18 protein-coding genes are annotated in these 25,447 nt (G+C 61.0%); 6 read left to right on the top strand and 12 right to left on the bottom strand.

Going from position 1 to position 25,447, the window contains the following annotated elements; genetic code table 11:
• Nucleotides 1-3: 3 nt before the first annotated feature.
• The 5 genes from araD to chvE all read right to left on the bottom strand — a co-directional run bounded on the left by araD (nucleotide 4) and on the right by chvE (nucleotide 6,713).
• On the bottom strand, nucleotides 4-1,749 hold the full coding sequence (gene araD, locus AC1PUL_RS18920; RefSeq protein WP_480465588.1) for an L-arabinonate dehydratase: 1,746 nt from the start codon (nucleotides 1,747-1,749) through the stop codon (nucleotides 4-6).
• 49 nt (nucleotides 1,750-1,798) lie between these two features.
• Nucleotides 1,799-2,764, bottom strand: coding sequence for an AraD1 family protein (araD1, locus tag AC1PUL_RS18915; RefSeq protein WP_480465587.1), 966 nt, complete (start codon nucleotides 2,762-2,764; stop codon nucleotides 1,799-1,801).
• A gap of 10 nt (nucleotides 2,765-2,774) precedes the next feature.
• On the bottom strand, nucleotides 2,775-3,986 hold the full coding sequence (gene mmsB / locus AC1PUL_RS18910) for a multiple monosaccharide ABC transporter permease (RefSeq protein ID WP_480465586.1): 1,212 nt from the start codon (nucleotides 3,984-3,986) through the stop codon (nucleotides 2,775-2,777).
• Nucleotides 3,986-5,521 carry a multiple monosaccharide ABC transporter ATP-binding protein gene (mmsA, locus tag AC1PUL_RS18905; RefSeq protein ID WP_480465585.1) on the bottom strand — a complete coding sequence of 512 codons (1,536 nt, stop codon included), beginning with the start codon at nucleotides 5,519-5,521 and terminating at the stop codon, nucleotides 3,986-3,988. Before mmsA ends, mmsB begins: the two co-directional genes overlap by 1 nt.
• A gap of 121 nt (nucleotides 5,522-5,642) precedes the next feature.
• Complete coding sequence (gene chvE, locus AC1PUL_RS18900) at nucleotides 5,643-6,713, bottom strand: multiple monosaccharide ABC transporter substrate-binding protein (protein ID WP_480465584.1); 1,071 nt, start codon at nucleotides 6,711-6,713, stop codon at nucleotides 5,643-5,645.
• Nucleotides 6,714-6,884: 171 nt separating this feature from the next.
• Between chvE and AC1PUL_RS18895 the strand changes: the two genes are divergently transcribed.
• Nucleotides 6,885-7,823, top strand: coding sequence for a LysR family transcriptional regulator (locus AC1PUL_RS18895; RefSeq protein WP_480465583.1), 939 nt, complete (start codon nucleotides 6,885-6,887; stop codon nucleotides 7,821-7,823).
• Between the two features lie 97 nt (nucleotides 7,824-7,920).
• A complete protein-coding gene (locus AC1PUL_RS18890; protein ID WP_480465582.1) occupies nucleotides 7,921-8,319 on the top strand; it encodes a DUF2794 domain-containing protein in 399 nt (132 codons plus the stop codon).
• A 3-nt stretch (nucleotides 8,320-8,322) separates the two neighbouring features.
• On the opposite strand, the gene AC1PUL_RS18885 is transcribed toward AC1PUL_RS18890, so the two are convergent.
• Nucleotides 8,323-8,874 carry an N-acetyltransferase family protein gene (locus AC1PUL_RS18885; RefSeq protein ID WP_480468633.1) on the bottom strand — a complete coding sequence of 184 codons (552 nt, stop codon included), beginning with the start codon at nucleotides 8,872-8,874 and terminating at the stop codon, nucleotides 8,323-8,325.
• A 411-nt stretch (nucleotides 8,875-9,285) separates the two neighbouring features.
• Between AC1PUL_RS18885 and AC1PUL_RS18880 the strand changes: the two genes are divergently transcribed.
• Together AC1PUL_RS18880 and AC1PUL_RS18875 are read left to right on the top strand one after the other, a co-directional pair.
• The gene (locus AC1PUL_RS18880) at nucleotides 9,286-10,317 is read left to right on the top strand and encodes an aspartate-semialdehyde dehydrogenase (protein ID WP_480465581.1); all 1,032 of its coding nucleotides are present in this window, start codon (nucleotides 9,286-9,288) and stop codon (nucleotides 10,315-10,317) included.
• 180 nt (nucleotides 10,318-10,497) lie between these two features.
• On the top strand, nucleotides 10,498-11,319 hold the full coding sequence (locus tag AC1PUL_RS18875; protein WP_480465580.1) for a lytic murein transglycosylase: 822 nt from the start codon (nucleotides 10,498-10,500) through the stop codon (nucleotides 11,317-11,319).
• A gap of 72 nt (nucleotides 11,320-11,391) precedes the next feature.
• Here AC1PUL_RS18875 and AC1PUL_RS18870 read toward each other — a convergent pair whose 3' ends face one another.
• Together AC1PUL_RS18870 and pdxY are read right to left on the bottom strand one after the other, a co-directional pair.
• On the bottom strand, nucleotides 11,392-12,063 hold the full coding sequence (locus tag AC1PUL_RS18870; RefSeq protein WP_480465579.1) for a carbonic anhydrase: 672 nt from the start codon (nucleotides 12,061-12,063) through the stop codon (nucleotides 11,392-11,394).
• A gap of 67 nt (nucleotides 12,064-12,130) precedes the next feature.
• On the bottom strand, nucleotides 12,131-13,015 hold the full coding sequence (pdxY, locus tag AC1PUL_RS18865) for a pyridoxal kinase PdxY (RefSeq protein WP_480465578.1): 885 nt from the start codon (nucleotides 13,013-13,015) through the stop codon (nucleotides 12,131-12,133).
• Between the two features lie 188 nt (nucleotides 13,016-13,203).
• Between pdxY and AC1PUL_RS18860 the strand changes: the two genes are divergently transcribed.
• Entirely contained in the window at nucleotides 13,204-17,991 is a 4,788-nt protein-coding gene (locus AC1PUL_RS18860) for an NAD-glutamate dehydrogenase (protein WP_480465577.1), read from the top strand.
• Between the two features lie 98 nt (nucleotides 17,992-18,089).
• Entirely contained in the window at nucleotides 18,090-19,421 is a 1,332-nt protein-coding gene (locus AC1PUL_RS18855) for an MFS transporter (RefSeq protein ID WP_480468632.1), read from the top strand.
• 76 nt (nucleotides 19,422-19,497) lie between these two features.
• On the opposite strand, the gene purH is transcribed toward AC1PUL_RS18855, so the two are convergent.
• From purH to htpX, 4 genes are all read right to left on the bottom strand, one after another.
• A complete protein-coding gene (gene purH, locus AC1PUL_RS18850; RefSeq protein ID WP_480465576.1) occupies nucleotides 19,498-21,114 on the bottom strand; it encodes a bifunctional phosphoribosylaminoimidazolecarboxamide formyltransferase/IMP cyclohydrolase in 1,617 nt (538 codons plus the stop codon).
• A 100-nt stretch (nucleotides 21,115-21,214) separates the two neighbouring features.
• Nucleotides 21,215-22,891, bottom strand: coding sequence for a heparinase II/III family protein (locus AC1PUL_RS18845; RefSeq protein ID WP_480465575.1), 1,677 nt, complete (start codon nucleotides 22,889-22,891; stop codon nucleotides 21,215-21,217).
• Nucleotides 22,892-23,077: 186 nt separating this feature from the next.
• Nucleotides 23,078-24,466, bottom strand: a complete 1,389-nt coding sequence (locus tag AC1PUL_RS18840; protein ID WP_480465574.1) for an RsmB/NOP family class I SAM-dependent RNA methyltransferase — start codon at nucleotides 24,464-24,466, stop codon at nucleotides 23,078-23,080.
• Complete coding sequence (gene htpX, locus AC1PUL_RS18835; protein WP_480465573.1) at nucleotides 24,457-25,416, bottom strand: zinc metalloprotease HtpX; 960 nt, start codon at nucleotides 25,414-25,416, stop codon at nucleotides 24,457-24,459. Before htpX ends, AC1PUL_RS18840 begins: the two co-directional genes overlap by 10 nt.
• Nucleotides 25,417-25,447 lie beyond the last annotated feature (31 nt).

The following is a 25,447-nucleotide window of genomic DNA, read 5'->3' as shown; positions in this document are numbered from 1 at the left end:
TCCTCAGTGTGCATCCTTGCCGACCGGCGAACCGCGGCAGCCCTTCAGGAAGTCGAAGTCGGCGCCGGTATCGGCACCTTCGACGTGATCGTGGAAGAGCTTGGCGTAACCGCTGGCCGGGGGCTCGACCGGCGGACGCCAATCGGCGAGACGGCGCTGCATTTCCTCATCCGAGATGTCGAGATGGACGCGACGGGCTTCCACATCGACTTCGATGAAGTCGCCATTCTTGACGATCGCGAGCGGACCACCCCGCGCGGCTTCCGGCGACGTGTGCAGGAGCACGGTACCATAGGCCGTGCCGGACATGCGGGCATCGGAGATGCGGACCATGTCGGTGATGCCCTTGCGCAGCACCTTGGGCGGCAGGCCCATATTGCCAACTTCGGCCATGCCCGGATATCCGCGCGGACCACAGTATTTCAGAACCATGACGCAGGTTTCGTCGATATCGAGCGCCTCGTCGTTGATCTTCGCCTTGTAGTCGTCGATGTCTTCGAAGACGACCGCACGACCGCGATGCTTCATCAGATGCGGTGAGGCTGCCGACGGCTTCAGGACACAGCCCTTGGGCGCCAGGTTGCCACGCAGAACGACAATGCCGCCCTGGGGGGTCAGTGCTTTCTCGACCGGCAGGATGACGTCTTCGTTCCAGTTGCGGACATCCTTGACTTCATCCCAGATGGTTTCGCCAGAGACGGTCAGAGCATCCATGTGCAGCTTGCCGGCTTCGCCGAGCATCTTGATGACGACGGGCAGACCGCCGGCATAGAAGAACTCTTCCATCAGGTATTTGCCCGACGGCATCAGGTTGACGATCATCGGAACATCGCGACCGAGGCGGTCCCAATCGTCGAGCGTCAGATCGATACCGACACGGCCGGCCATGGCCAGCATGTGCACGACGGCATTGGTCGAGCCGCCGATGGCACCGTTGACGCGAATGGCGTTCTCGAAGGCTTCCTTAGTCATGATGTCGGAGGGCTTCAGATCGTCCTTGACCATCTGCACGATGCGGCGGCCCGAGAGCTGGGCCATCACCTTGCGGCGGCTGTCGACGGCAGGGATAGCGGCATTGCCGGACAGGGCCATGCCGAGGGCTTCGACCATCGACGCCATTGTGGACGCCGTACCCATGGTGTTGCAGGTCCCCGTGGAGCGCGACATCGAGGCTTCCGCCTCGAGGAACTCTTCCTGGGTCATCTCGCCGGCCTTCACGGCTTCGGAGAACTTCCAGAGATGCGTGCCGGATCCGACGCGCTCACCACGGAAATAGCCGTTGAGCATTGGGCCACCCGTCACGACGATCGACGGCAGGTCGGTGGAGGCGGCGGCCATCACCAGCGACGGCGTGGTCTTGTCACAGCCGACCAGCAGGACGGCGCCATCGATCGGCTGCGCGCGCATGGCTTCCTCGACGGCAAGCGCCGCGAGGTTGCGATACATCATGGCTGTCGGGCGGAAGGTGTTTTCGGACGCAGAGAAAACGGGAATCTCGACCGGGAAACCACCGGCTTCCCAGACACCCGCCTTCACCTTTTCTGCAAGTTCGCGCAGGTGACCGTTGCAGGGCGTCAGGTCAGACCACGTGTTGAGGATGCCGATCACAGGACGTCCATCGAACAGGTCGTGCGGATGACCCTGATTCTTCAGCCAGCCGCGGTGATAGATGGTGTCGCGCGACGTGCCACCATACCAGTGCTGGGATCTCAGTTGGCGCGGCCAGGCCGCCGGTTTGAACTTGCTCATGGCTTTTGTCCTGTCTCTGGGAAGTGGGCGGGCCGGATGACCGATCCGCTCAGAGCATCTTGACCTTGACGGTCTCGGCTGCCGCCTTCGCGAGGCGGTTGCGCAGCGGAAGACCGAATTGCGGGGACACGATTTCGAACACGTCACCTTCTTCGGTCACGAACCCATCGGCCACCGAAAGTGTCGCGGTGCCATACATGTGGACGTGCAGATCGCCCGGCTGGCAGAACAGCGCATATTTGAAATGGTGATATTCCAGGTTCGCGATCGTGTGGGACATGTTGGCCTCACCCGAAAGGAACGGCTTTTCCCAAACGATCTTGCCGCCCCGGAGAATACGCGAGGTACCCTCGACGTGATCCGGCAGGGCACCAACACGCAGTTCGGGGCCAAACGAGGCCGGGCGCAGCTTGGAGTGAGCGAGGAAGAGATAGTTGATCTTCTCGGTCACGTGGTCGGAAAATTCGTTGGCAACGGAAAAGCCCAGACGATGGGCCGTGCCATCGTCACCGATGATGTAGTAGCCGGCCATCTCCGGCTCTTCGCCGCCATCGAGCGCGAAGGACGGGGAGACGAGGTCGTCGCCCGGAGCCACGGCATTGAAGCCATTGCCCTTGTAGAACCATTCCGGCTGAACGCCTGTTTCGCCCGGCTTCGGCTTGCCGCCTTCCAGCCCCATGCGGAACATCTTCATGGAATCGCTCATGCCGGCCGTGTCGGCATGCATGCTGTCGCGCGCCGACGCCGAACCGGTATGGGTGAGACCCGTGCCGGTCAGATACATATGCGCGGGATCCGGATGACGGACCGGGCAGTCGAGCTTGCCATCAGCCGCCAGCGCCATGAGGTCGACGCTCTCGCCGGCACCCTGTTTTTCGATCAGCGCTGCAACCGTGCTGCCAGCAGCAATGGCTGCCTTGGCGAGGTCGTAGGTGGTGTTGAACCCTGGGACAAGGCGCGCAGCCTCACCCTGGCGGCAAATGATGCCGCCAGCTTTCAATTGCGAGAGAAACATAAGCCTATCCTTAGACTGCTTTGTTCTTGTTGTAGACGTCGAAGAAGACAGCAGCCAAAAGCACGAGGCCCTTGATGAGCTGCTGGTAGTCGATGCCGATACCCATGATCGACATGCCGTTGTTCATGACGCCCATGATGAAGGCGCCGATAACTGCACCGGTAATCTTGCCCACGCCGCCAGATGCCGAAGCGCCGCCGATAAAGCACGCCGCGATAACGTCCAGCTCGAAGCCGACGCCGGCCTTCGGGGTCGCCGAATTCAGGCGGGCCGCGATGATCATGCCGGCAAGGGCGGCAAGCACGCCCATGTTGACGAAGGCCAGGAAAACAAGACGCTCGGTGTTGATGCCCGAGAGCTTTGCCGCCTTCTCATTGCCACCCAGCGCATAAATGCGGCGACCAATGGTCGTGCGGGTGGTGACGAAGGAATAAAGCGCAATCAGCACGGCCATGACGACGAGCACGTTCGGCAGACCACGATAGGTGGCGAGCTGGTAGCCGAGGAAAATCGCGACAACGCTGATGATGGCCATCTGCACGACGAAGAAGACGAAAGGCTCGTTTTCAGTGCCATGCTCGTCGTTCAGGCGGCGGTTCTTCATGCCGTTATAGATGGCCAGCGCAACGAGAGCGACCACGGCGATCAGCGCGACATGGTTCACGATCCCCGTCGATTCCGGGTTGGTGAGCGGCAGGAAGTCCGGAATAAACCCGGTCGACAGCAGCGTGAATTCCTTCGGGAACGGACCGATCGGACGGCCGTCCAGAACCACATAAGTCAGGCCGCGGAAGACCAGCATGCCGGCGAGCGTCACGATGAAGGACGGGATCTTCTGATAGGCGACCCAGTATCCCTGAGCCGCACCCATCAGACCGCCAAGCACGAGGCAGAGCGGCACAACAAGCGCAAAGTGCCATTCCAGCTTCACCAGCATGATGGCCGATATACCGCCGATGAACGCGACGATGGAGCCGACCGACAGGTCGATATGTCCCGCCACGATGATCAGCAGCATGCCCAGCGCCATGATGACGATGAACGAGTTCTGCAGAACCAGGTTGGTAATATTGACCGGGCGGAAGAGGACGCCATCGGTCAGGAACTGGAACAGCAACATGATGACGACGAGCGCGAGCAACAGACCGTATTCGCGGATATTGTTGCGCAGATAGTCGCCCACGGAGACCTTGGGGGTTTCGGTTCTTGTGTCGATGGCCATTAGTGTTTCTCCCCAGAGCGCATGATGGCACGCATGATGGACTCTTGGCTTGCTTCTTCCTTGGTGAGTTCCGCGACGATACGCCCTTCGTTCATCACGTAGATGCGGTCGCAGGTGCCGAGCAGTTCGGGCATTTCCGACGAGATCATCAGAATGCCCTTACCTTCGGCGGCAAGCTGGTTGATGATAGTATAGATTTCGAACTTCGCCCCGACATCGATGCCGCGTGTCGGCTCGTCGAGGATCAGGATTTCAGGATTGGTGAACAGCCACTTCGACAGCACGACCTTCTGCTGGTTGCCACCCGACAGGTTGACGGCCTCCTGATAGATCGAATGCGAGCGGATCCGGAGCTTTTGCCGGTAATCGGCAGCAACCTTGGCTTCCTTGCGGTCGTCGATGACGGTGCCGCTGGATACGCCATTGAGGTTGGCGAGCGTGGTGTTTTCCTTGATGTTGTTCTGCAACACAAGACCGAGATGCTTGCGGTCCTCGGTGACATAGGCGAGGCCTGCGTCGATTGCCTTCGGGATCGTCGAGACATCGACCGGCTTTCCGTGCATCAACACGTCACCGGTGATCTTGTGACCCCAGGACTTGCCGAAGATGCTCATCGCCGTCTCGGTCCGTCCGGCCCCCATAAGGCCGGCAATACCGACGACTTCGCCGGCGCGCACGTTGAACGCGACGTCATGCAGGAACTGGCGATCCCTATGGTTCTGGTGGAAGACGTTCCAGTTCTTTACCTCGAGCAGCACCTCACCGATCTTCGGCTCGCGCTTCGGGTAGCGGTCTTCCATGTCACGGCCGACCATGCCCTTGATGATCCGGTCTTCCGTGATTTCCTGGGTATGACAGTCAAGCGTCTCGACAGTGCCACCGTCACGCAGAATGGTGATCTGGTCGGCGACCTTGCGGATTTCGTTGAGCTTGTGGGAGATGATGATCGAGGTCATACCCTGCTTGCGGAATTCCATGAGCAGCGTCAGCAGCGCATCCGAATCCGTTTCATTGAGCGACGCGGTGGGCTCGTCGAGGATCAGCAGGCGGACCTTCTTCGACAGGGCCTTGGCGATTTCGACGAGCTGCTGCTTGCCGACGCCGATGTCGGTGATGCGCGTCGATGGCGAATCCTTCAGGCCGACTTTGTCCAGCAGCTCTTTCGTCCGCGCAAAAGTCTGGGGCCAGTGGATCACGCCCTTCTGGGCGATTTCGTTGCCGAGGAAGATATTCTCGGCGATCGACAGGAGCGGCACGAGAGCCAGTTCCTGGTGAATGATAATGATCCCGAGATGCTCGCTGTCGGAGATCCGGTTGAAGCGACGGACTTCACCGTCATAGAAGATGTCGCCATCATAGGTGCCTGCGGGATAGACGCCGCTCAGGACCTTCATCAGCGTGGACTTGCCGGCGCCATTTTCGCCAACCAGCGCGTGGATCTCGCCCTCGCGCACCTTGAAACTGACATTGTCCAGCGCCTTGACGCCGGGGAATGTCTTTGTGATGCCGCGCATCTCGAGAATGATGTTGTCCATGTGCAGAATTCCGGCGCCAAGCCAGTGATCTTATCAAGATCCAACTGGAGGCGCGAGCTCCCTCAATGCGTATAGAAAAGGGGTCCGCGACATGTCGCGGACCCGGATGTGACCCGAAGGATCAGTTGTCGATCTGCTCGGCGGTGTAGTAACCGGCGCCGACGAGAACGTCCTTGGCATTGGCCTTGTCGAGAGCGACAGGCTTCAGCAGGTAGGACGGAACGACCTTCACACCGTTGTTGTAGGTCTTGTCGTCGTTGATCTCGGGGGTCTTGCCTTCCATGATGGCTTCAACCATCGAGACGGCGACCTTGGCGAGTTCGCGGGTGTCCTTGAAGACGGTCGAGTACTGCTCGTCGGCAAGCATCGACTTGATCGAGGGCAGCTCTGCGTCCTGACCGGTGACAACCGGCATGACCATGTCGCCCGAACCGTAGCCGACGCCCTTCAGAGCCGACAGGATACCGATGGAGAGACCGTCATACGGCGAAAGAGCGCCGTGCAGCTTGTCTTCGGTGTAGGTGGAGGACAGCAGGTTTTCCATACGAGCCTGGGCAACGGTACCGTCCCACCGCAGCGTACCGACCTGATCCATGCCCATCTGGCCGGACTTGATGACGATGTCGCCGCTGTCGATCAGGGGCTGCAGGACAGACATGGCGCCATCGTAGAAGAAGAAGGCGTTGTTATCATCCGGCGAACCGCCGAAGAGTTCGACGTTCCAAGGCTTGGTGTCCGGGAACTTGGCCTTGAGGCCGTCAACGAGGCTGGTGGCCTGGAGAACACCGACCTGGAAGTTGTCGAAGGTGGCGTAGTAGTCGACATTGCCCGAGTCGCGGATCAGGCGGTCATAAGCGATGACCTTAACGCCAGCGTCGGCAGCCTTCTGCAGGATGTCCGAGAGGGTCGTGCCGTCGATGGCAGCGATTACGAGAACCTTGGCACCCTTGGTGACCATGTTTTCGATCTGGGCCAGCTGGTTCGGGATGTCGTCGTCAGCGAACTGCAGGTCCGGGGTGTAGCCGGCTTCCTGAAACAGCTTTTCCATGGTCTCGCCGTCGGAGATCCAGCGGGTCGATGTCTTCGTCGGCATGGAAATGCCGACCATGCCCTTGTCCTGTGCGAAGGACGCGGGCGCGAATGATGCGATGCCGATTGCGATAGACGCAATCAGGGCGCCAAGTTTCTTCATGGTAACCTCCCTGGTCATACCGTACGAGGCCAAGCTCCTCCTGGCACTCGCTGAAACAAGAACGAGCGGCTGACGCAACAGCCCCCAGCTCCGTGGCGAGTCTTATCGCGCCCCATATACCGATCAAATGATTATTTTGACTTTCTGCATATCAGGGTTGATATATCGTTCATGACGGAGATTCATATACACCGATTGCAGCCCAAACATCTAAGTCTGATCCGCTCGATTGCGGAGCTCGGACAATTAAGCTTGGCCGCGCAAGAGCTTGCGCTGACTCAACCTGCGGCTTCCCGCATGTTGGGCGAGATTGAACGCTTCGTCGGGTCGCAGATCTTCATCCGAACGCCCAAAGGGATGGAGCCGACAGCTGTCGGCAGCGCCTTGGCACGCCGGGCACAGAATGTGCTCGAAGAAATGCGTGAAGCGGCGCGCGAGGTCGAGGCCATTCAGCGCGGATTGACCGGAAAGGTCAGGATCGGCGCGGTGACCGGCGGCGCCGTCGGCTACGTGGTGCCGGCAATCCGGGCGCTGAAAGCGGAAGCCTCGACAGTCGACATCCATGTGGACGTCGCGCCGAGCGGAGAAATGATCCGCGACCTTCTCTCCGGCCAGTATGATTTCGTGCTGGGTCGGATCCCGCCAGGGGTCGATGCCCGTCAATTCCATGTTGAAGGCGCGACCATGGAAGAGGTGGAGATCGTCGTTCACCGACTGCACCCGCTGGTGAATGTGGATCGCCTCAATGTCTCCGACATGGCGCATTTTCCGTGGGTCATGCAGGCGCCGGGCACGCCCTTGCGTCAGGCGGTTGAAAACGTCTTCATCCAGGAAGGGGCGCCGATCCCGCGCAACATCGTCAACACCACATCGCTGCTCGTGATGATCGCAATGCTCGCATCCTCGAACGCCATCGCACCGATGTCGCGCGAAGTCTCAGACCTTCTATGTCGGCAGTCGCCCGTGGGAGACTTAACCACGCTAAGCCTCGATACACCGATCGAGGTAACGCCTTATCATCTGATCACCTTGAGCGGTAAACGTCTGTCTCCGATTGCCGCCCGACTGAGGGAACTTCTGCTCGGCCGCTTCCTGAGCAGGGGCAGGTGATCGCCTCCTGGACCGTTTCGTCCGGCAAGCTTGCAATTTTGGGCATGTCAGGCACACTGTCATCCAGCCGTCATGAATCGGAGCTCGTGGAGCATTGATGACAGAGCAGCCGGAAGGGCAGCGCCACGAAGACGAGGGTGCTGAGAAAACCGCGACAGGCGTGGTCGATCTCGGCATCTATAGACAATCCCTCGACCCCCTCCCCGTGACATTCCATCGCCGCGAGCTGGATGCCATTTTGTGGATCTATGGACGCATGGTGGGCGAAGGCGAATGGCGGGACTATGCGATCGACCATCTGAAGGATCGCGCCGTCTTTTCAGTGTTCAAGCGGTCCGGCGAATATCCGCTCTACAGGATTGAAAAGAACCCAAAGCTTGCGGCCAAGCAGGGGGCATTCTCGGTTGTCTCCACCGATGGCCGCATCTTGAAGCGCGGCCACGACCTGCGGCAGGTGCTCAAGGTGTTCGACAAGGCCCTGAAGGCCGTCGATTGATCCTCATGTCAGCGTAGCCGGATAGGCGCCGAGATCGGGTGCAGCCGTGTTTGCCGCTCCGAGCGCCTTCTGCATGAAGACGGTGTCGAGCCAGAGCCCATGCTTGAAGCCAGTACCGACCAGGCGACCAGCCATCTCGAAGCCACAGCTGCGATGGACAGCCATGGAAGCCTCGCTGGCGCCGCCGATCACGGCGACCATCTGCCGGAACCCAAGACTTTCGCAGCGGGCCAGCAGCTCCGTTAAAAGCGCTTTCCCGACTCCACGACCGCGTGCCAAGGGATTGATATAGATCGAGTCTTCAACGAGCCAGCGATAGGCAGGCCGGGTGCGAAAGGCCGATGCATAGGCGTAACCCAAGAGCGTGCCGCTATCATCGAGTGCCGCGAGATAGGGATAATCTTTCGCTTTCAGCGCCTGATATCGTTCCGTCATCTCCTGAAGATCTGGCGGAACGAGCTCATAGCTTGCGGTGCCGTTCTGCACGGCGTCGGCATAGATCGCAGTCACCGACGGCAGGTCGCTGAGCATCAGATCACGGATCTCAAAGGGCATATGGGCACTCCGCTGGAAATTATGCTTCATTCCATGGCGCAAGGAGGCAAGCAAGCTGTTGGGTGTCACGGTGACACCCTCATCATTTCGATGGACTTCGCTTTTCGCGGACGAGGCGGCTCTGTCGGCTTGACTCATGCTGAAAACCTTGTAATCCCTCGCCGCGAAGAGGAATTCGGTCCATGCACGCTTTCGGGCAACCCATTGCGGTCTTCCAGCTCCTGCAGCAGCCTGCTGCCGGTGCCGCATGCCTTTCTCTTGCATCCACGACCAAGGCCAAAACGACGACGAAAACCGTCTGACGTCTTCGGCCACCGCTCTCTCCCCGGCACGGCCGGGGACAAGGAAGGTTGCGTCCTGTCGCGAACTTCCCCCTCACCATCCGCGGAGAGACAGAAAGAGAGCATTGACATGGGTTTCAAGATTGCAGTCGTAGGCGCCACCGGCAATGTCGGGCGCGAAATGCTGAACATCCTTTCCGAGCGCGGCTTCCCCGCATCGCAGGTCATCGCGCTGGCATCCGCCCGCTCCCAGGGCACGGAAGTCTCCTTCGGCGACAGCGTTCTGAAGGTACAGAATCTCGAGAATTACGATTTCTCCGACACCGACATCTGCCTGATGTCCGCCGGCGGCACGATCTCGCAGAAGTGGTCTCCGAAGATCGGCGCCCAGGGCTGCGTCGTCATCGATAACTCCTCCGCGTGGCGTTATGACGCCGATGTTCCGCTGATCGTTCCGGAAGTGAACCCGGACGCGATCGTCGATTTCAAGAAGCGCAACATCATTGCCAACCCGAACTGCTCGACCGCCCAGCTCGTCGTGGCCCTGAAGCCGCTGCATGATGCGGCCAAGATCAAGCGCGTCGTCGTCTCGACCTACCAGTCCGTTTCCGGCGCCGGCAAGGAAGGCATGGACGAACTCTTCACCCAGACCCGCGCCGTCTTCGTCGCCGATCCGGTCGAATCCAAGAAGTTCACCAAGCGCATCGCCTTCAACGTCATCCCCCATATCGATAGCTTCATGGAAGATGGCTACACCAAGGAAGAGTGGAAGGTTCTCGCCGAGACCAAGAAGATGCTCGATCCGAAGATCAAGGTGACCTGCACGGCCGTGCGCGTACCCGTGTTCATCGGCCATTCGGAATCGGTCAACATCGAGTTCGAAAACGAGATCACCGCCGACCAGGCCCGCGATATTCTGCGTGAGGCCCCGGGTTGCCTCGTCATCGACAAGCGAGAGAACGGCGGCTACATCACCCCGGTCGAATGCGCCGGTGAAGACGCGACCTACATCTCGCGCATCCGCGAAGACGCGACCGTCGAAAACGGCCTCAACATGTGGGTCGTCTCCGACAACCTGCGCAAGGGTGCCGCTCTCAACGCCATCCAGATTGCCGAACTGCTCGTCAATCGCGGCCTGATCAAGCCGCGCGCGGCAGCCTGATTGATCACCGCAAAGGCTTCTCAACCATTTTGGGAAGCCTTTGCGCAGCATTTCAGGTGAAAGTGATCCGGATTTCAGACCACAGCGGCCATCCATTAGCATTGGACGGATGACAGATTTGCCATTCGCTGGCATGGTGCGGCCGAATCGAACCCATCCACAGTCCGTAACGAGGCATGAATGCGACTGACTTCAACTCTGTCGGCAGCCCTGATTTCCGCAGCCCTCCTGATCGGAGGCGCTGGATCCGCAGCCGCTGCCGCTTGTAGCAATACCTCCGAAGGTTTCGACGCCTGGGCGGCCGCCTTCAAGCAGAAGGCTGCAGGCCAGGGCTTCAACCAGCGCATGCTCGACAAGGTCTTCTCTTCCGTGAGCTACAGCCGCAGCACGATCAGCGCCGATCGCGGTCAGAAGAGCTTCAGGCTGTCGTTCGACCAGTTCATGCAAAAGCGCGGCGGTCAGACGATCATCAACCGCGGCAAGACCATGAAGAAGAACAATGCGGCACTCTTCGCCCGGCTTGAGAAGCGCTATGGCGTTCCCCCCGGGCCGCTGATCGCGATCTGGGGCATGGAGACCGGTTTCGGCTCCTTCCTCGGCAAGGAGCATACGCTTTCGGCCGTCGCGACGCTCGCCTTTGACTGCCGCCGCAGTGAATTCTTCACGGACCAGCTCTATGCCGCCCTCGAACTCGTTCAGGCCGGCAATCTCGACGTCAACGCCAAGGGCGCAGCGCATGGCGAGATTGGCCAGACGCAGTTCCTGCCGCGCAACGTCGTGCGCTACGGTGCAGACGGCGATGGCGATGGCCATATCGACATGGTGCGCTCGCGGTCGGACGCTCTTGCATCAACGGCAAACTTCTTGCGCGGCCATGGCTGGCAGCCGGGCGCTGGCTACCAGCCAGGCGAACCAAACTTCGTCGCGATCCAGGGCTGGAACGCGGCTAAGGTCTATCAGCAGGCAATTGCCTATATCGCCGCTCAAATCGACGCGGAATGATCACATGATAAACGGCGGCCACGAGCCGCCGTTTTACTTTCGCAGGCCAGCGTGAGGTCCAGAGAGACTCGGTCAGCCTGCCGCCTCGGCAGGGCTGAGCGCATCGATGTCCAGCCGACGAAAATCCTGCGATTTCGGATCCATCAGCCACAGTTCGCCATTGCTGATGTCGAACCATGCACCGTGGATGCGCAGCTTCCCGCGCTCCTCCAGGATCCGGACGCAGGGGAACGTGCGCAAATTGGAGATCGAGTTGCGGATGGAAATGCGCTCGAGGGCCGTCTGACGTTCCGCAGGCGTCATCTCCGAATTTCCTTGGATCTGCTCGGCGGCGGGCGCCACGAGGTTCATCCATTTTCCGATGAAGTCGCCGGAAGAAAGCGGTTCGGCATTCGGATCGAGCGCCGCCCGGATACCCCCACATCGGCCATGCCCCATCACAATGATATCCTGCACACGCAAGGCCTGGACAGCAAATTCGAGCGCGGCCGATGTCGAATGATACTGACCATCGGGCTCATAGGGTGGGACCATGTTCGCGACGTTGCGGACGACGAACAGTTCACCGGGGATCGAATCGAAGATCATCTCGGGTGCGGCGCGCGAGTCGCAACAGGCAACGACCAGCGTATTTGGCTTTTGCCCCTGCTCGGCGAGAACCCGGTAACGATCGCGCTGATCATGATAGCGACCAGCCATGAAGTTCCGGTAGCCGTTCAGCAGCGCGGGAGGAAAGTGGCTCATCCCTACGGATTACAGCGCGCCAGCGGTCGTGGCAACCTTTCACCGGGAATTGGCATTAGCCGGCATATCATTTCGGACCGCCGGATTTCCGCTGCGACGGATGCACGAGGCGGCGCATCTGAACCATGGCCATAGGTGTGGAAAGGCTGGCATAATCGCTTTCGAGGGTAAGTTCGTCGCCACCCCTTTTCGCCGTTCGGGCGAGGATTTCGAAGACGCTGGCCGTCGCCAGCTGAAGTGCCTTTTCTTCCTCCATGCCATCCAGCAGGCGTGCCAGAAAGACGGCAGCCAGAAGATCGCCAAGACCGTTCGGGGGATTATCGATCAGCCTGTGCTCGGCAAGCAGTGCCGAGCGGCCGCTGAGAAGCAGGTTGCCGGTACCGCCAGCCATCATCGGTACGGCCGACGTCACCAGCATCCGCTTCGGCCCTAACGAAAGGGCGGCATCGATGATGGCCTGATTGCTCGTCAACTCGCTGCCGACCATCCATTGCAGTTCGTAGCGATTGGGCGTTGCCAGATCCGCAAGCGGAATGAGCCGGTCACGGATCGCGCTGGCGGTCTCGACCGGAACGTACAATCCGCCAAGGTCCCCCATCACCGGATCGCAGACATAGGTCAGGTCCGGATTCCTGAGCTTCGCCGCCTCCACAAGCCGCGCCACCGCCGCCGGCTGCTGCGGCGTGCCGAAATAGCCGGACAGAATGGCAGATACTTCTCCAAGCCAGGGAGCCCTGATCAGGTCATCGATCGCATGATCGAAATCGGCATCCGGGAACTTGAGACGGGTCGCCGGGCCATGTCCCGGATGCCAGGGCATGACGATCGTCGGCAGCGCCCAGACCGGCCGACCAAGGATCTCGAGGGCAAAGACGGCGGCTCGGTTGCCGACGGATCCTCGAACCACATGGCTGGAGATGACGATGACGGCACCACCTGTTTTTTCGCGCATTTTACGTGTTTCCGTGTGCTATTCCGGCAATTGACCCGTCGATCGATCCATACGTGCCAAAATTTCCTGAATTGAGAGAATTTGACCGCATATTTTTGCCTGATTTTTTCCTATTTCTGTTCCATACATACTTTTGCAAGTCATTTGCGTGAAGATTACGCGAAATGGCGCAAGCTACGGAGGGGTAAATGGGCAGGACTGGGGTGAGCAAGCGGGATCAACTGCTGGAGAGCGCGGAAGAGCAGGCCAAGAAGCAGGGGGAAGCATTTGTCTCGCCCGCGGCCATCTTCGGCAGGGCCAGCAACGACGATCTGGATCGATACGATGCGGCCATGCTGGCACGGTCGGCAGCGCGAGCAGCCAGTGACATCGCCGGCTGGGATCGCGAGATCCCCCATATCCGTATCGAGACGATCAAGAGTGTAAGTCCCGACGGCGTCCCTGTGAGCATCCTCTCGATTGTCGACCACAACAAGTCCTTCCTCTACGACTCACTGATGGCCGAAGTCACGAGCCACTATCGTGACATCTACATGGCGGTCCATCCGATCCTCGCTGTGACGCCTCGCGGTGACGTCTCGCTTTCAAATCCCGACTCCGACCCGGAAGGCGCGATCAAGGTCAGCTATATCCAGCTCCACCTTGCGCCGCTCTCCGCCGAGCAGTCTGCCGACCTGATTAAGCGGCTCCAGCACGTCCTCGGCCAGGTCAAGATGGCCGCGACCGACTGGAAGCCGATGCTGAACCTTCTGGAGAAGGCGCTCTCGGAGCTGCGAGACCTGTCTGCAGGGCGCAGCGAAGCCGAACGCGACGAGGCTGTGGCCTTCCTCGAATGGCTGCGGAACAACAACTTCACCTTCCTTGGCATGCGCGAATACGTCTATTCCGGCGAAGGCGCCGATGCGACCGTCGAGCGCGACAAGGGCAGCGGCCTCGGCATTCTCTCGGATCCCGACGTGCTTGTTCTCCGCCAGGGCCAGAACCAGGTGACGACCACACCGGAGATCCTCGCCTTCCTGCAGGGGCCGGATTATCTCATCGTCACCAAGGCAAACGTCAAATCCGTCGTCCATCGCCGCGCCTATATGGATTATGTCGGCGTCAAGCGCTTCGGACCAAACGGCAAGGTTGTCGGCGAATTGCGCATCGTCGGCCTGTTTACGGCCACGGCCTATACCCGCTCGGTCAATCAGATCCCGCTTCTGCGCGCCAAGGTCGAGAAGGTCGTTTCGCATTTCGATTTCGATCCCCGCAGTCACTCGGGCCGCATGCTGCAGAACACGCTCGAGAACTATCCGCGCGATGATCTCTTCCAGATCACGCCCGAACTGCTGGCGAAATTCTGCGAACAGATCAACGACCTCTCGGAACGGCCGCGCGTCCGCGTTCTGCCGCGCATCGACCACTTCGACCGCTTCGTCTCGCTGATCGTCTATGTACCGCGCGAGGACTATAATTCGATCGTCCGCGAGAAGATCGGCCTTTATTTCCAGTCCGTCTACAAGGGCCATGTTTCGGCCTTCTATCCGGCCTTCCCCGAAGGCGGCGTCGCCCGCGTCCACATCATCATCGGCCGGCGCGAGGGAACCACACCCGACATTCCCCAGGCGACCCTCGAGGAAGCGGTCCGTCAGATCACCGCCCGCTGGACCGACCGCTTTGCCGCATTGGCCGGCACTGGCGCACCCAGTCTCGACGTCGGTCAGGCTTTCCAGGAGGCCTTTACGCCGGAAGAGGCGGTGAGCGATCTCAAGCATATAAAGGCATGCATCGCCGGCGCGCCGCTCTCGCTCGAATTCCACGAGGTAACGAGCGAACACGGCCCGCTTCTCTACCTGAAGATTTTCCACGCCGGTGACCACCTGCCGCTCTCCCGCCGCGTGCCGCTGCTTGAAAATCTCGGCTTCCGGGTGATCAGCGAACGCACATTTGACATTGGCCTGAGCAAGTCCGGCGAAGCACAGCGGTCGGTCGTCCTGCATGACATGGAACTGCAGGTGCCGGAGGGCGTGAGCTTCGATATCCGGCAAAATGGAACCCAGGTTGAAGAAGCCTTCCTCGCCGCCTTCACCGGCGCCGTGGACAACGATGCCTTCAACCGGCTGATCCTCGCGGCCGGCGTGAACGCCCGCGAAGCCTCCGTGCTCAGAGCCTATGCCGCCTATCTGCGCCAGGCAGGCGCCGTCTATTCGCTGACCTACATGGCGGAGACGCTGGCGAAGCATCCGGCGATCGCATCCGATCTCGTCGCGCTCTTCCGCACCCGTTTTGATACCACGCTCGCCGAAAAGAGCCGCAAGACCCGCCAGGCGGAGCTTCTCCAGGCCCTGGAAACCAAGCTCGCAGACGTGAAGAGCCTCGACGAAGACCGGATCCTGCGCCGCTATATCAACGCGATCGAGGCAACGCTTCGGACCAACTTCTTCCAGAAGGGCTACCGTGAGAGCGAGCGCCCGATGCTCGCCTTCAAGTTCGACCCGCACAAGCTGGACGGACTGCCCGAGCCACGTCCGTTCCGCGAGATCTTCGTCTATGGCGTCGAGGTCGAGGGCGTGCATCTGCGCTTCGGCAAGGTGGCCCGTGGTGGGCTCCGTTGGTCCGACCGTGCGCAGGACTACCGCACGGAAGTGCTGGGCCTCGTCAAGGCGCAGCAGGTGAAGAACGCGGTCATCGTCCCGGTCGGGGCGAAGGGCGGCTTCTTCCCGAAGCAGCTGCCACCTGCAAGCAACCGCGAAGCCTGGTTTGCCGCCGGCACCGAAGCCTACAAGACCTATATCCGCACACTGCTGTCGATCACCGACAACATCGTAGCTGGCAAGATCGTACCGCCGGCAGATACCCTGCGGCCCGATGGCGATGATCCCTATTTCGTCGTCGCCGCCGACAAGGGTACGGCCACCTTCTCCGACACGGCAAACGGCCTCGCGCAGGAAGCCGGCTTCTGGCTGGACGACGCCTTCGCATCGGGTGGTTCTGCCGGCTATGACCACAAGAAGATGGGCATCACCGCCCGCGGTGCCTGGGAGACGGTCAAGCGCCACTTCCGCGAGATCGACACGGACATCCAGACGACCCCCTTCACCGTTGCAGGTGTCGGCGACATGTCCGGCGACGTCTTCGGCAACGGCATGCTGCTTTCGGAAAAGATCCGGCTGATTGCCGCCTTCGACCATCGCGACATCTTCATCGATCCCAATCCGGATCCGGCAGTGTCCTTTGCCGAACGCAAACGCATGTTCAACCTGCCGCGGTCCAGCTGGCAGGACTATGATCGCTCCACCCTCTCACCCGGGGCAATGATCATCTCGCGTGCCGAGAAGTCGGTGACACTCACCCCGGAAGCGGCAGCCGCGATCGGCCTGGAGACAACGACGGCGACACCGATGGACATCATGACGGCGATCCTCAAGGCACCCGTCGATCTCCTCTGGTTCGGTGGCATCGGCACCTATATCAAGGCAGCCGCCGAGACGGACGCGGAGGTTGGAGACCGGGCCAATGATGCCATCCGCATCAACGCCACCGATGTGCGCGCCAAGGTTATCGGCGAGGGTGCCAATCTCGGCGTCACCCAGAAGGGCCGTATCGCCTATGGCCTGAACGGTGGCCGCTGCAATTCCGACGCGATCGACAACTCGGCAGGCGTCAACTCCTCCGACGTCGAGGTCAATATCAAGATCGCGCTGAGCCCGGCCATGCAGGACGGACGCCTGCCGCGCGAAAAGCGCAACGTGCTGCTCGCCCAGATGACCGACGAAGTCGCAGGCCTCGTGCTGCGCAACAACTACCTGCAGTCGCTTGCGATCTCGCTGACCGAAGCCAAGGGAGCCGGAAACCGCGAAGAGCTGAGCCGGCTCATGGACTATCTCGAAGGCATGGGCCGCCTCAACCGCAAGGTCGAGACCCTGCCGGATTCCGCCGGCGTTGCCGAACGCTACGTCTCCGGCAAGGCATTGACCCGCCCGGAAATCGGCGTGCTTCTCTCCTATGCCAAGATCGTGCTCTTCGACCAGTTGATCGAAAGCGATCTGCCTGACGATCCCTATTGCGAGACGACGCTGTTCAACTATTTCCCAGCCGCCATGCGCAAGGCCTTTGCGAACGACATCGCCGGTCATCGTCTGCGCCGGGAAATCATCGCGACCGTTCTTGCCAACCATGCCATCAATCGGGGTGGCCCTGGCTTCGTCGTATCCGTGTCCGATGCCACCGGAAGTTCACCCGATGCGGTGGTCAAGGCGGCCCTGGTCACCCGGGATGCGCTGGGGCTTTCGGCACTGTGGAGCAAGATCGACGCGCTGGACGCTACGCTTTCGGGCCAGACGCAGAACCGGCTCTACGCAATCGTCGCCGAGGTCTATGCGGCAATGACCCGTTTGTTGCTCGACACGGGCCTGGTGAAAGGCTCCGTCGGTGAAGCGGTAACCCGGGTCACCGGTGCTGTTGTCGCTGCCGCTCCCGTCTTCAAGAAGGCGGTTCCGGCCACACTCCGCCAGCATTTCGACGAGCAGATTGCCGCCCTGATCGAGGCCGGTGCGCCGGCGGCTCTGGCAACCGAGGTGGTGAACCTGCAGACCATGCAGCTCCTGCCGGAGATCCTGCAGATCGCCGAGCGGACGGGCGCCGATTTTGCCAACGCCATGCGCGGCTTCTTTGCCGTGTCGGAAGCGTTCCGGATCGGACGCATCGTCGAGAATGCCGGCCGCATCCAGACGACAGATCACTATGACAGTCTAGCGCTGACCCGCAGCCTCGACCGTATCGGCCAGGCCCGACGCCAAATCGTTTGCGCGGCTCTGACAAGCCACGGCAAGGAAAGCCAGCCGGTGCAGGCCTGGATCGAGACGGATCGCAACCGCGTCGAGCGGATCGGCAAGGAATTGGCCTCGATCGTCGACAGCGGCGAGCCGAGCATTTCCAAACTGGCCGTTGCCGCGGGGCTCCTCGGTGATCTTGCACAAGACCACGTGAGGTGACACTGTCCCGGGCCTGAGAGCCTGTGGGGGTGCGCGTGACGACAAGTGTAGAGACAAAATCCGGCCACGGTCCCATCGACAAAGGGGTCCGTGGCTGGATGTTTTTCGACTGGGCCGCACAGCCGTTTTTCACGGTGGTGACGACCTTCATCTTCGGCCCCTATTTCGTGTCGCGGATGACCGAAGATCCCGTGAGCGCCCAGACCGCCTGGAGCAATGCGGCGACGATCTCCGGTGTGATCATTGCAATCCTTGCGCCGATCCTGGGATCGATTGCCGATGAATCCGGCGCGCGCAAACCATGGATCGCCTTCTTCGCGCTGATCAAGATCATCTGCCTTGCGATGCTTTGGACCGCAGCCCCGGGCTCGCCGGTCGCCCTGGTCATGCTGTTGATGATCATGGCGAGCGTCGCGGCCGAGTTCTCGATCGTCTTCAACGACTCCATGATGCCGCGCCTGGTGAGCCAGCAGGATGTCGGTCGTGTTTCCAACATCGCCTGGGGCATGGGCTATATGGGCGGCATGATCGTCCTGATCTTCGTCGTCCTGTTCCTCGCCGGCAGTCCGACGACCGGCAAGACGCTGATCGGCATGGATCCTCTATTCGGCCTGGACCCTGCAGCGGGCGAAGATGCCCGCATCACAGGTCCGATCTCGGCTGTCTGGTACCTGATTTTCATCCTGCCGATGTTCCTCTTCACGCCCGATGCGGCGAAGGGCAAGGCGCTGGGTGCCGCCGTCCGATCGGGGCTGCGCGAGATCCGCTCTACACTCGGCGAGCTGCGTCATCGCAGCAATATCCTGCGCTTCCTGATCGCCCGCATGATCTATCAGGATGGCGTCAACGGACTGCTCGTCCTCGGTGGCGTCTTTGCTGCGGCGATGTTCGGATGGTCGACGATGGAAATCGGCATCTACGGCATTATCCTCAACATCGTCGCCATCTTCGGCTGCCTGGTGGCCGGCCGCGTCGATCGTGCCTTGGGGTCGAAGGTGGTGGTTCTCGTGAGCCTGGTGATGCTGATCACCGCCACGTTCGGGATCGTGTCCACCGGTGTCGACTTCACCCTTTTCGGGCTGGTCAGCCTGCCGATCACGGGGACGGAGGGTCTCTTCGCCACACCGGCCGAAAAGGCTTACATTCTCTATGGCCTGCTGATCGGCATGTCCTTCGGGCCCGTCCAGGCCTCGTCCCGATCCTACCTCGCCCGGAGTGTCGAGCTGCACGAGGCGGGCCGCTATTTCGGCATCTACTCGCTCTCCGGCCGCGCAACCAGCTTCCTTGCAACGCTCTCCTTCTCGGTCGTGACGGCCTGGTCCGGTTCGGCACGCGCCGGTATGGCAACACTGCTCGTCTTCCTCATCGGCGGCTTGGCACTGCTCTGGAAGACCTCCTATCCCGCCAAGGACCACGTGAAGCCAGTCTAGGCTCAATCATGTGCCAGAAACAAATGGGCCGGCGGATCACTCCGCCGGCCCATCTGTTTGTACAGGTATGATGAAATCAATGGCGGAAGTGCCGGATGCCGGTGAAGACCATGGCCACGCCATGCGCATCGGCAGCGGCGATCACCTCTTCGTCGCGCATCGAGCCGCCTGGCTGGATGACGGCCGTGGCACCGGCCGCAATTGCCGCCAGCAAACCATCGGCGAAGGGATAGAAGGCTTCCGATGCGACCGCGGAGCCCTTGGTCAGCGGTTCGGCAAGGCCAAGCGCCTTGGCGGCATCTTCCGCCTTGAGTGCGGCGATGCGGGCGGAATCCACGCGGCTCATTTGACCGGCGCCGATACCGGCCGTCTGGCCGTCCTTGGCATAGATCACGGCGTTCGACTTCACATGCTTGGCGATCTTGAAGGCGAATTTCATATCCTCAAGCTCGGTCGCGGTCGGCGCGCGCTTTGTGACGACCTTGAGCTCCAGATCCTCGACCATGACATTGTCTCGGCTCTGGACGAGCAGGCCGCCCGAAACCGTCTTTGCCATGACGCCACGGGCGCGCGGATCGGGCAGGGCACCCGTCGTCAGCAGGCGCAGGTTCGGCTTTGCCGCAATGATCGCCTTGGCCTCCTCGGTCACTTCAGGAGCAATGATCACTTCGGTGAAGAGCTTGACGATCTCCTGTGCCGTTTCGCCGTCGAGGATTTGATTGAGGGCAATGATGCCGCCGAAGGCCGAGGTGCTGTCGCAGGCCAGTGCCCGCTTGTAGGCCTCGACCAGGCTCGAACCGGTTGCGACCCCACAGGGGTTGGCATGCTTGATGATCGCACAAGCCGGACCATTTTCCGGCGGGAACTCGGCGACGAGTTCGAAGGCGGCATCCGTGTCGTTGATGTTGTTGTAGGAGAGCTGCTTGCCCTGCAAAAGCGTGGCCGTTGCGACACCGGGGCGGTTTTCGCCGGTGAGGTAGAAGCCGGCGCTCTGATGCGGGTTTTCCCCGTAGCGCATCTTCTCCTTCAGCACGCCGCCGATGGCACGATAGGTCGGCATTTCGATCTCAAGCGCCTCGGCGAACCAGTTGGAAATCGCAGCATCATAGGCAGCCGTGCGCGCATAGGCCTTGGCCGCGAGCCGCTGGCGCAGCGCGTAGGTTGTTTGTCCATCATTGTCGCTGAGCGCGGCGATAACCTCTGGGTAATCGGCGGCATCCGTAACGACGGTGACATAGGCATGGTTCTTCGCCGAGGCGCGGATCATCGCCGGACCGCCGATATCGATGTTTTCTACGGTGGTCGGGTAGTCACCGCCGGCGGCGCGCACCTGTTCGAACGGATAGAGATTGATGACGGAGAGATCGATGGCCTCGATCCCATGCGCCTTCATGGCCTCGACGTGCTCGGTATCGTCACGGATAGACAGAAGGCCGCCATGCACAAGCGGATGCAGTGTCTTGACGCGGCCGTCCATAATCTCAGGAAAGCCCGTGATCTCCGAGACATCGATGACGGGCAGCCCAGCGGCAGCCAGCGTCTTGTGCGTGCCGCCAGTCGACAGAAGGCGCACACCGCGTTGATGCAGCGCCTGGGCAAACTCGACGATGCCGGTCTTGTCGGACACGGACAGAAGTGCCGTGCGCACGCGCACGAGGTCAGGGGCGGGGATCTTCTTGGAAACGACGGCCATGGTTCACTCCGAGCTGGCGGGCGCCCGGACAAGCGGCAGCGGGCGCGATGCCGCCGCCTAGCACAGCTTCATCCCCGATGAAACCGCAAGATCGCTGCCATCAGGCGTGATGGGCGAGAAACCAACGGATTTCCGGGCCCTGGAAGACGATCTCCAGCTGCTGCGACGGCCGGATCCCCGATACATCCGCAAAGAACACATCTTCGCCGATCACCAGTTCGCCAACCGGAATGGAAAAGGACCAGCTTTCGCCATCGGGCGCGACAAGCCGCACCTTGCGATCATCAGCACGATCAACGCTGATCGACGGATGAATGTGAAACCGCGCTACGACCTCGGCACCCGGCAGGTTTAAGGTGGGCATGCCATCGGGCAGGAGCAGGCGATCACGCCCGGCAATCTTCGTGCCCTGCTCGTTGACGCGGATTTCGCGCTCGTGAAGCACCCCGAAGCGCTCTACATAGCCGTCATGACGCGCCGAAAGACGGTCGCTACCGTCAGGGCCGGTCTGGCGATCGATGTCGATCGTCGATGGTCCAGACAGGATGATCGGACCGAGATGTGACGAATGGGCGATCCTGGCCGATGAGACATCACCAATGCACACGGTCGTATGGGCAGCCGTGGTGCGCGCCAACTGCCGCAACCGCTCGCCGGCGAAGCGGGGCGAACCGCTATTGATGATGAAACGGTTGCGCCCTGACGAAAGCTCGAAGGACAGGCAGCCCGCATGGGCGGTGTTCGACAGGCGCGCCGAGAGCGGCTTGCCGGTATCGACGAGGATGGTGGTGTCACCGCCGGCAAGGCGCTGATAACCGCCATGCGGCAGGGCTTTGAAAGGTTGACCCGCCGTCTCGTCGTAACGCAGCACGCTCATCAGATCGGTCGCCAGAGACGAACTGGCTCCATTGAACAGTGCCAGATCACCGCTGCTGTGGCGGAAGAAACGAACCGCCGGGTACATGCGATCGATCGCCGGAATGAGTTTCGACGGAACTTCATGGCCGAGATTGATGTAGCTCTGGCGCAGCGGTAGCAGGTCGAACAACAGATCGACAGGGGCCTGCGGATTTCGCGAGACATGGCTGCCATCCGGCAGGACCTGCCTTTCGAGCTCGCGATCGAGCAGACGTCCCGCCCGGCGCACGGCGCCCGGCTTCGCCTCCGCTGCAACCGTAGCCATGGCGATCGCAATACGGGCCTTTAGCCGCGGCAAACCGTCCGGCAGGGAATCGGCACGACGCTGGAGATAACGGACCTGTAGTCCAAGCGACGAAGTGAAACGACGATAGAACCCGGCATCGGCGTCCTGCAGCAGGATAGGCGAGTGGGACAGCCAGCTGATGATCCGCCGCGATACGACTTCGCTGTCCCAGGCGATCCCCTTGGTGCGATTGCCATGAAGGGAGATCCACTGGTCGGTGATCCGTCGCGCATTGCTGCAGGCGGCCGATGTCTTGCCTGCCCGGATATGCCTGAGCCAGCCAAACCCATGCAGCCGCCGCGCAAATTGCACCGAGGGCAATTCCAGTTCGAAGGGCGATTGCCCCTCGGTATCCAGGATGCGGCCGGCAAGCGGATAGCGCCCGCTGATGATTTCTTCAGCGACGAAGGAATCCACCGCCCTCAGGTCAGTGGGTGCAACGACGACACGACTGACACGAAATCCGCCGCGATGGAGAACAGACGGAGTAAGGACGGCAGCCGTCTGGCGCAAGCGTCGCCAGGATTCGGCAACATGAAGCGAGATCAGACGGGCGCGATCTTTAATTCGCATACGATTTCCTGTTGCCGGACCATGATGGTCCCAGCGTTCCGTTTGTCTGGTTCTGTGCTCTCAGAAACGAAACTTGCAATGCCAGTTTCCGAGCACGAAACCTCGAGCCATAGTCCCACCCCACGATGATGCGGAGTGAAATGCTGCATCCAAGCAGACTTCCCAACAGGTTTATTGAGATATTAGTTAAATTTTAGCAATGACTGCCGCATAGAAGCCGTCGAGGCCGCCGCGGTCCGCGAGCATGGCCGGCGTGGTGCGAAACTCGCCCCGACTGGTGATCGCCTCTTCGAGCCCTGGCCAGTCTGCCGCATCAATCGGTATCAGGCGCAGGCCGGAAACATCGGCCAGCAGCCGATCAATGACCTGCTCGCCTTCTGAAGGGTCGATCGAGCAGTTGGAAAAGACGAGCCGTCCGCCGGGTTTGAGCAGGCTGACGGCATGGCGAACGAGCTTCTCCTGAAGGGCGGCCAGCTTGGCGATATCGGCGGCATCCTTGGTCCACAACACATCGGGATGTCTGCGCGTCGTTCCCGTGGACGAGCAGGGCGCGTCGAGAAGGATCGCGTCGAAACCTTCGGCATCCTCGATATCGAGCAGGTTGATACAGCGCGTCTCTGCTGAGAGAGCCAGACGCTGGAGATTGCTTTCGAGGCGTTTCAGACGGGACTTCGACTGCTCGACCGCAAGCACATCCCCACCGGCAAGGACAAGCTGTGCCGTCTTGCCGCCGGGGGCGGCACAGAGATCGGCCACGCGTTTGCCTGTGAGAGCGCCAAACAGCTTGGCGGGAATCGCGGCAGCGGCGTCCTGAACCCACCAGGTACCATCCTCGAAACCGTCGAGCGTGATGATCGAACCACGGAAGCGGTCGAGGCGAACACTGCCGGTCGGAAGGACCTGCCCACCCAGACGCGCGGCCCAGCCCTCGGGATCGGCCTTCACGGTGAGATCAATCGTTGGCGGCTCGAGTTGCGAGGCGGCGATCGCAAGCGCCTGCTCGGGCCCATAGACCGCGGCAAGCCGCTGCATGAACCATTCGGGCATGCACGGAAGCTTCTCGACAGAAGCAAGGAGGTCCGCCTTTTCGCGACCGATGCGGCGCAGGATGGCATTGACCAATTTCGCAAACCGTCGGCTGCGGGGATCACTGTTCGCCTGCTCGACAGCCAGATCGACAGCCGAGTGATCCGGCACATCAAGATAGAGCATCTGCGCGGCCGCGACGACGAGAAGATGATGGAGGGAGCGCGCACCATCAGGAAGTGGGCTGTCGAGCAGCTGACCAATGATGGCTTCGATGCGTGGCAGATGGCGGAGCGAGCTTTGCAGGATCGCCTTGACCAGACCGCGATCGGCATCATTCAGCGCCATAAAGGCCGGATTGCCATGTTCGGGATCCAGCATCCCGTCAAGCGACGTCTTCTTATCGATGACGGCTGCCAGGATGCGGGACGCGGCGATACGCGCATCGAGCCCCGGCTTGTCGCTGCGCCGGGGTGTTGCGTCTTTCTGGCCCTGATGGCGTTTCGGCTTCTTCTTGGATGCGTCCGTCGATCGATCGTTCAAGACCATGGTCCCTTGGGTGGTTCGGCATTGCCGCGCCCCCAACCGGTGGTCGGAACGGAACGCGCCGTGCGCGTTGCCTTAACAGGGGCCTGCGGTGGCGTCGATCCCTTAGGACCGATATCGGTCATCGCCAGCAGAGCTTCGATCCGGTTGCGCGTGTTCGGATGGGTCGAGAAGAGATTGTCCATCCGCTGACCGTTCAAGGGATTGATGATGAACATATGCGCGGTGGCCGGATTGCGCTCGGCATTCACATTCTCGAACTTTGGCGCCTCGCCCGCAATTTTCTGCAGCGCCGAAGCGAGCCAGCGCGGCTGGCCGCAGATTTCGGCCCCTCGACGATCGGCCGCATATTCGCGCGTCCGGCTGATCGCCATCTGAACCAGCATGGCGGCAAGGGGAGCTACGATCATGGCAAGGAGGACACCGACAAATCCGAGCGGGTTGCGATTGTCCCGGCCGCCGGAGAAGAGAAAGGCAAAATTCGACAGCATCGAGATCGCACCGGCGAGCGTCGCCGTGATCGTCATCGTCAGTGTGTCTCGGTTCTCGATATGGGCAAGCTCATGGGCCATGACGCCCGCAACCTCTTCAGGAGTCAGCCGCTGCAACAGCCCGGTGGAAGCAGCAACGGCGGCATTCTGCGGATTACGACCAGTGGCGAACGCATTGGGCTGCGGGCTGTCGAAGACATAGACCTTCGGTATCGGCAGACCGGCATTGCGGGCGAGATCCCGCACCATGACATAGAACTCCGGAGCCGTCCGCTCGTCGACCTCCTGGGCGCGATAGGCGCGCAGCACCATCTTGTCGGAGTTCCAGTAGGAAAAGAAGTTCATCCCCGCCGCAACGAAGAAAGCAATCATCATCCCGCCGCGACCGCCGATAAGGAAGCCGACGCCCATGAACAGGGCAGTCATGAAGGCGAGCAGCATGGCAGTCCGCATGGTATTCATGTCGAGCTCCTCCGGAAGCAACACATCGGCA

Source organism: Rhizobium sp. P43 (genome assembly GCF_056730705.1).
The sequence above is the reverse complement of the archived record's forward strand: the minus strand, read 5'-3'. Positions and strand labels throughout refer to the sequence as shown.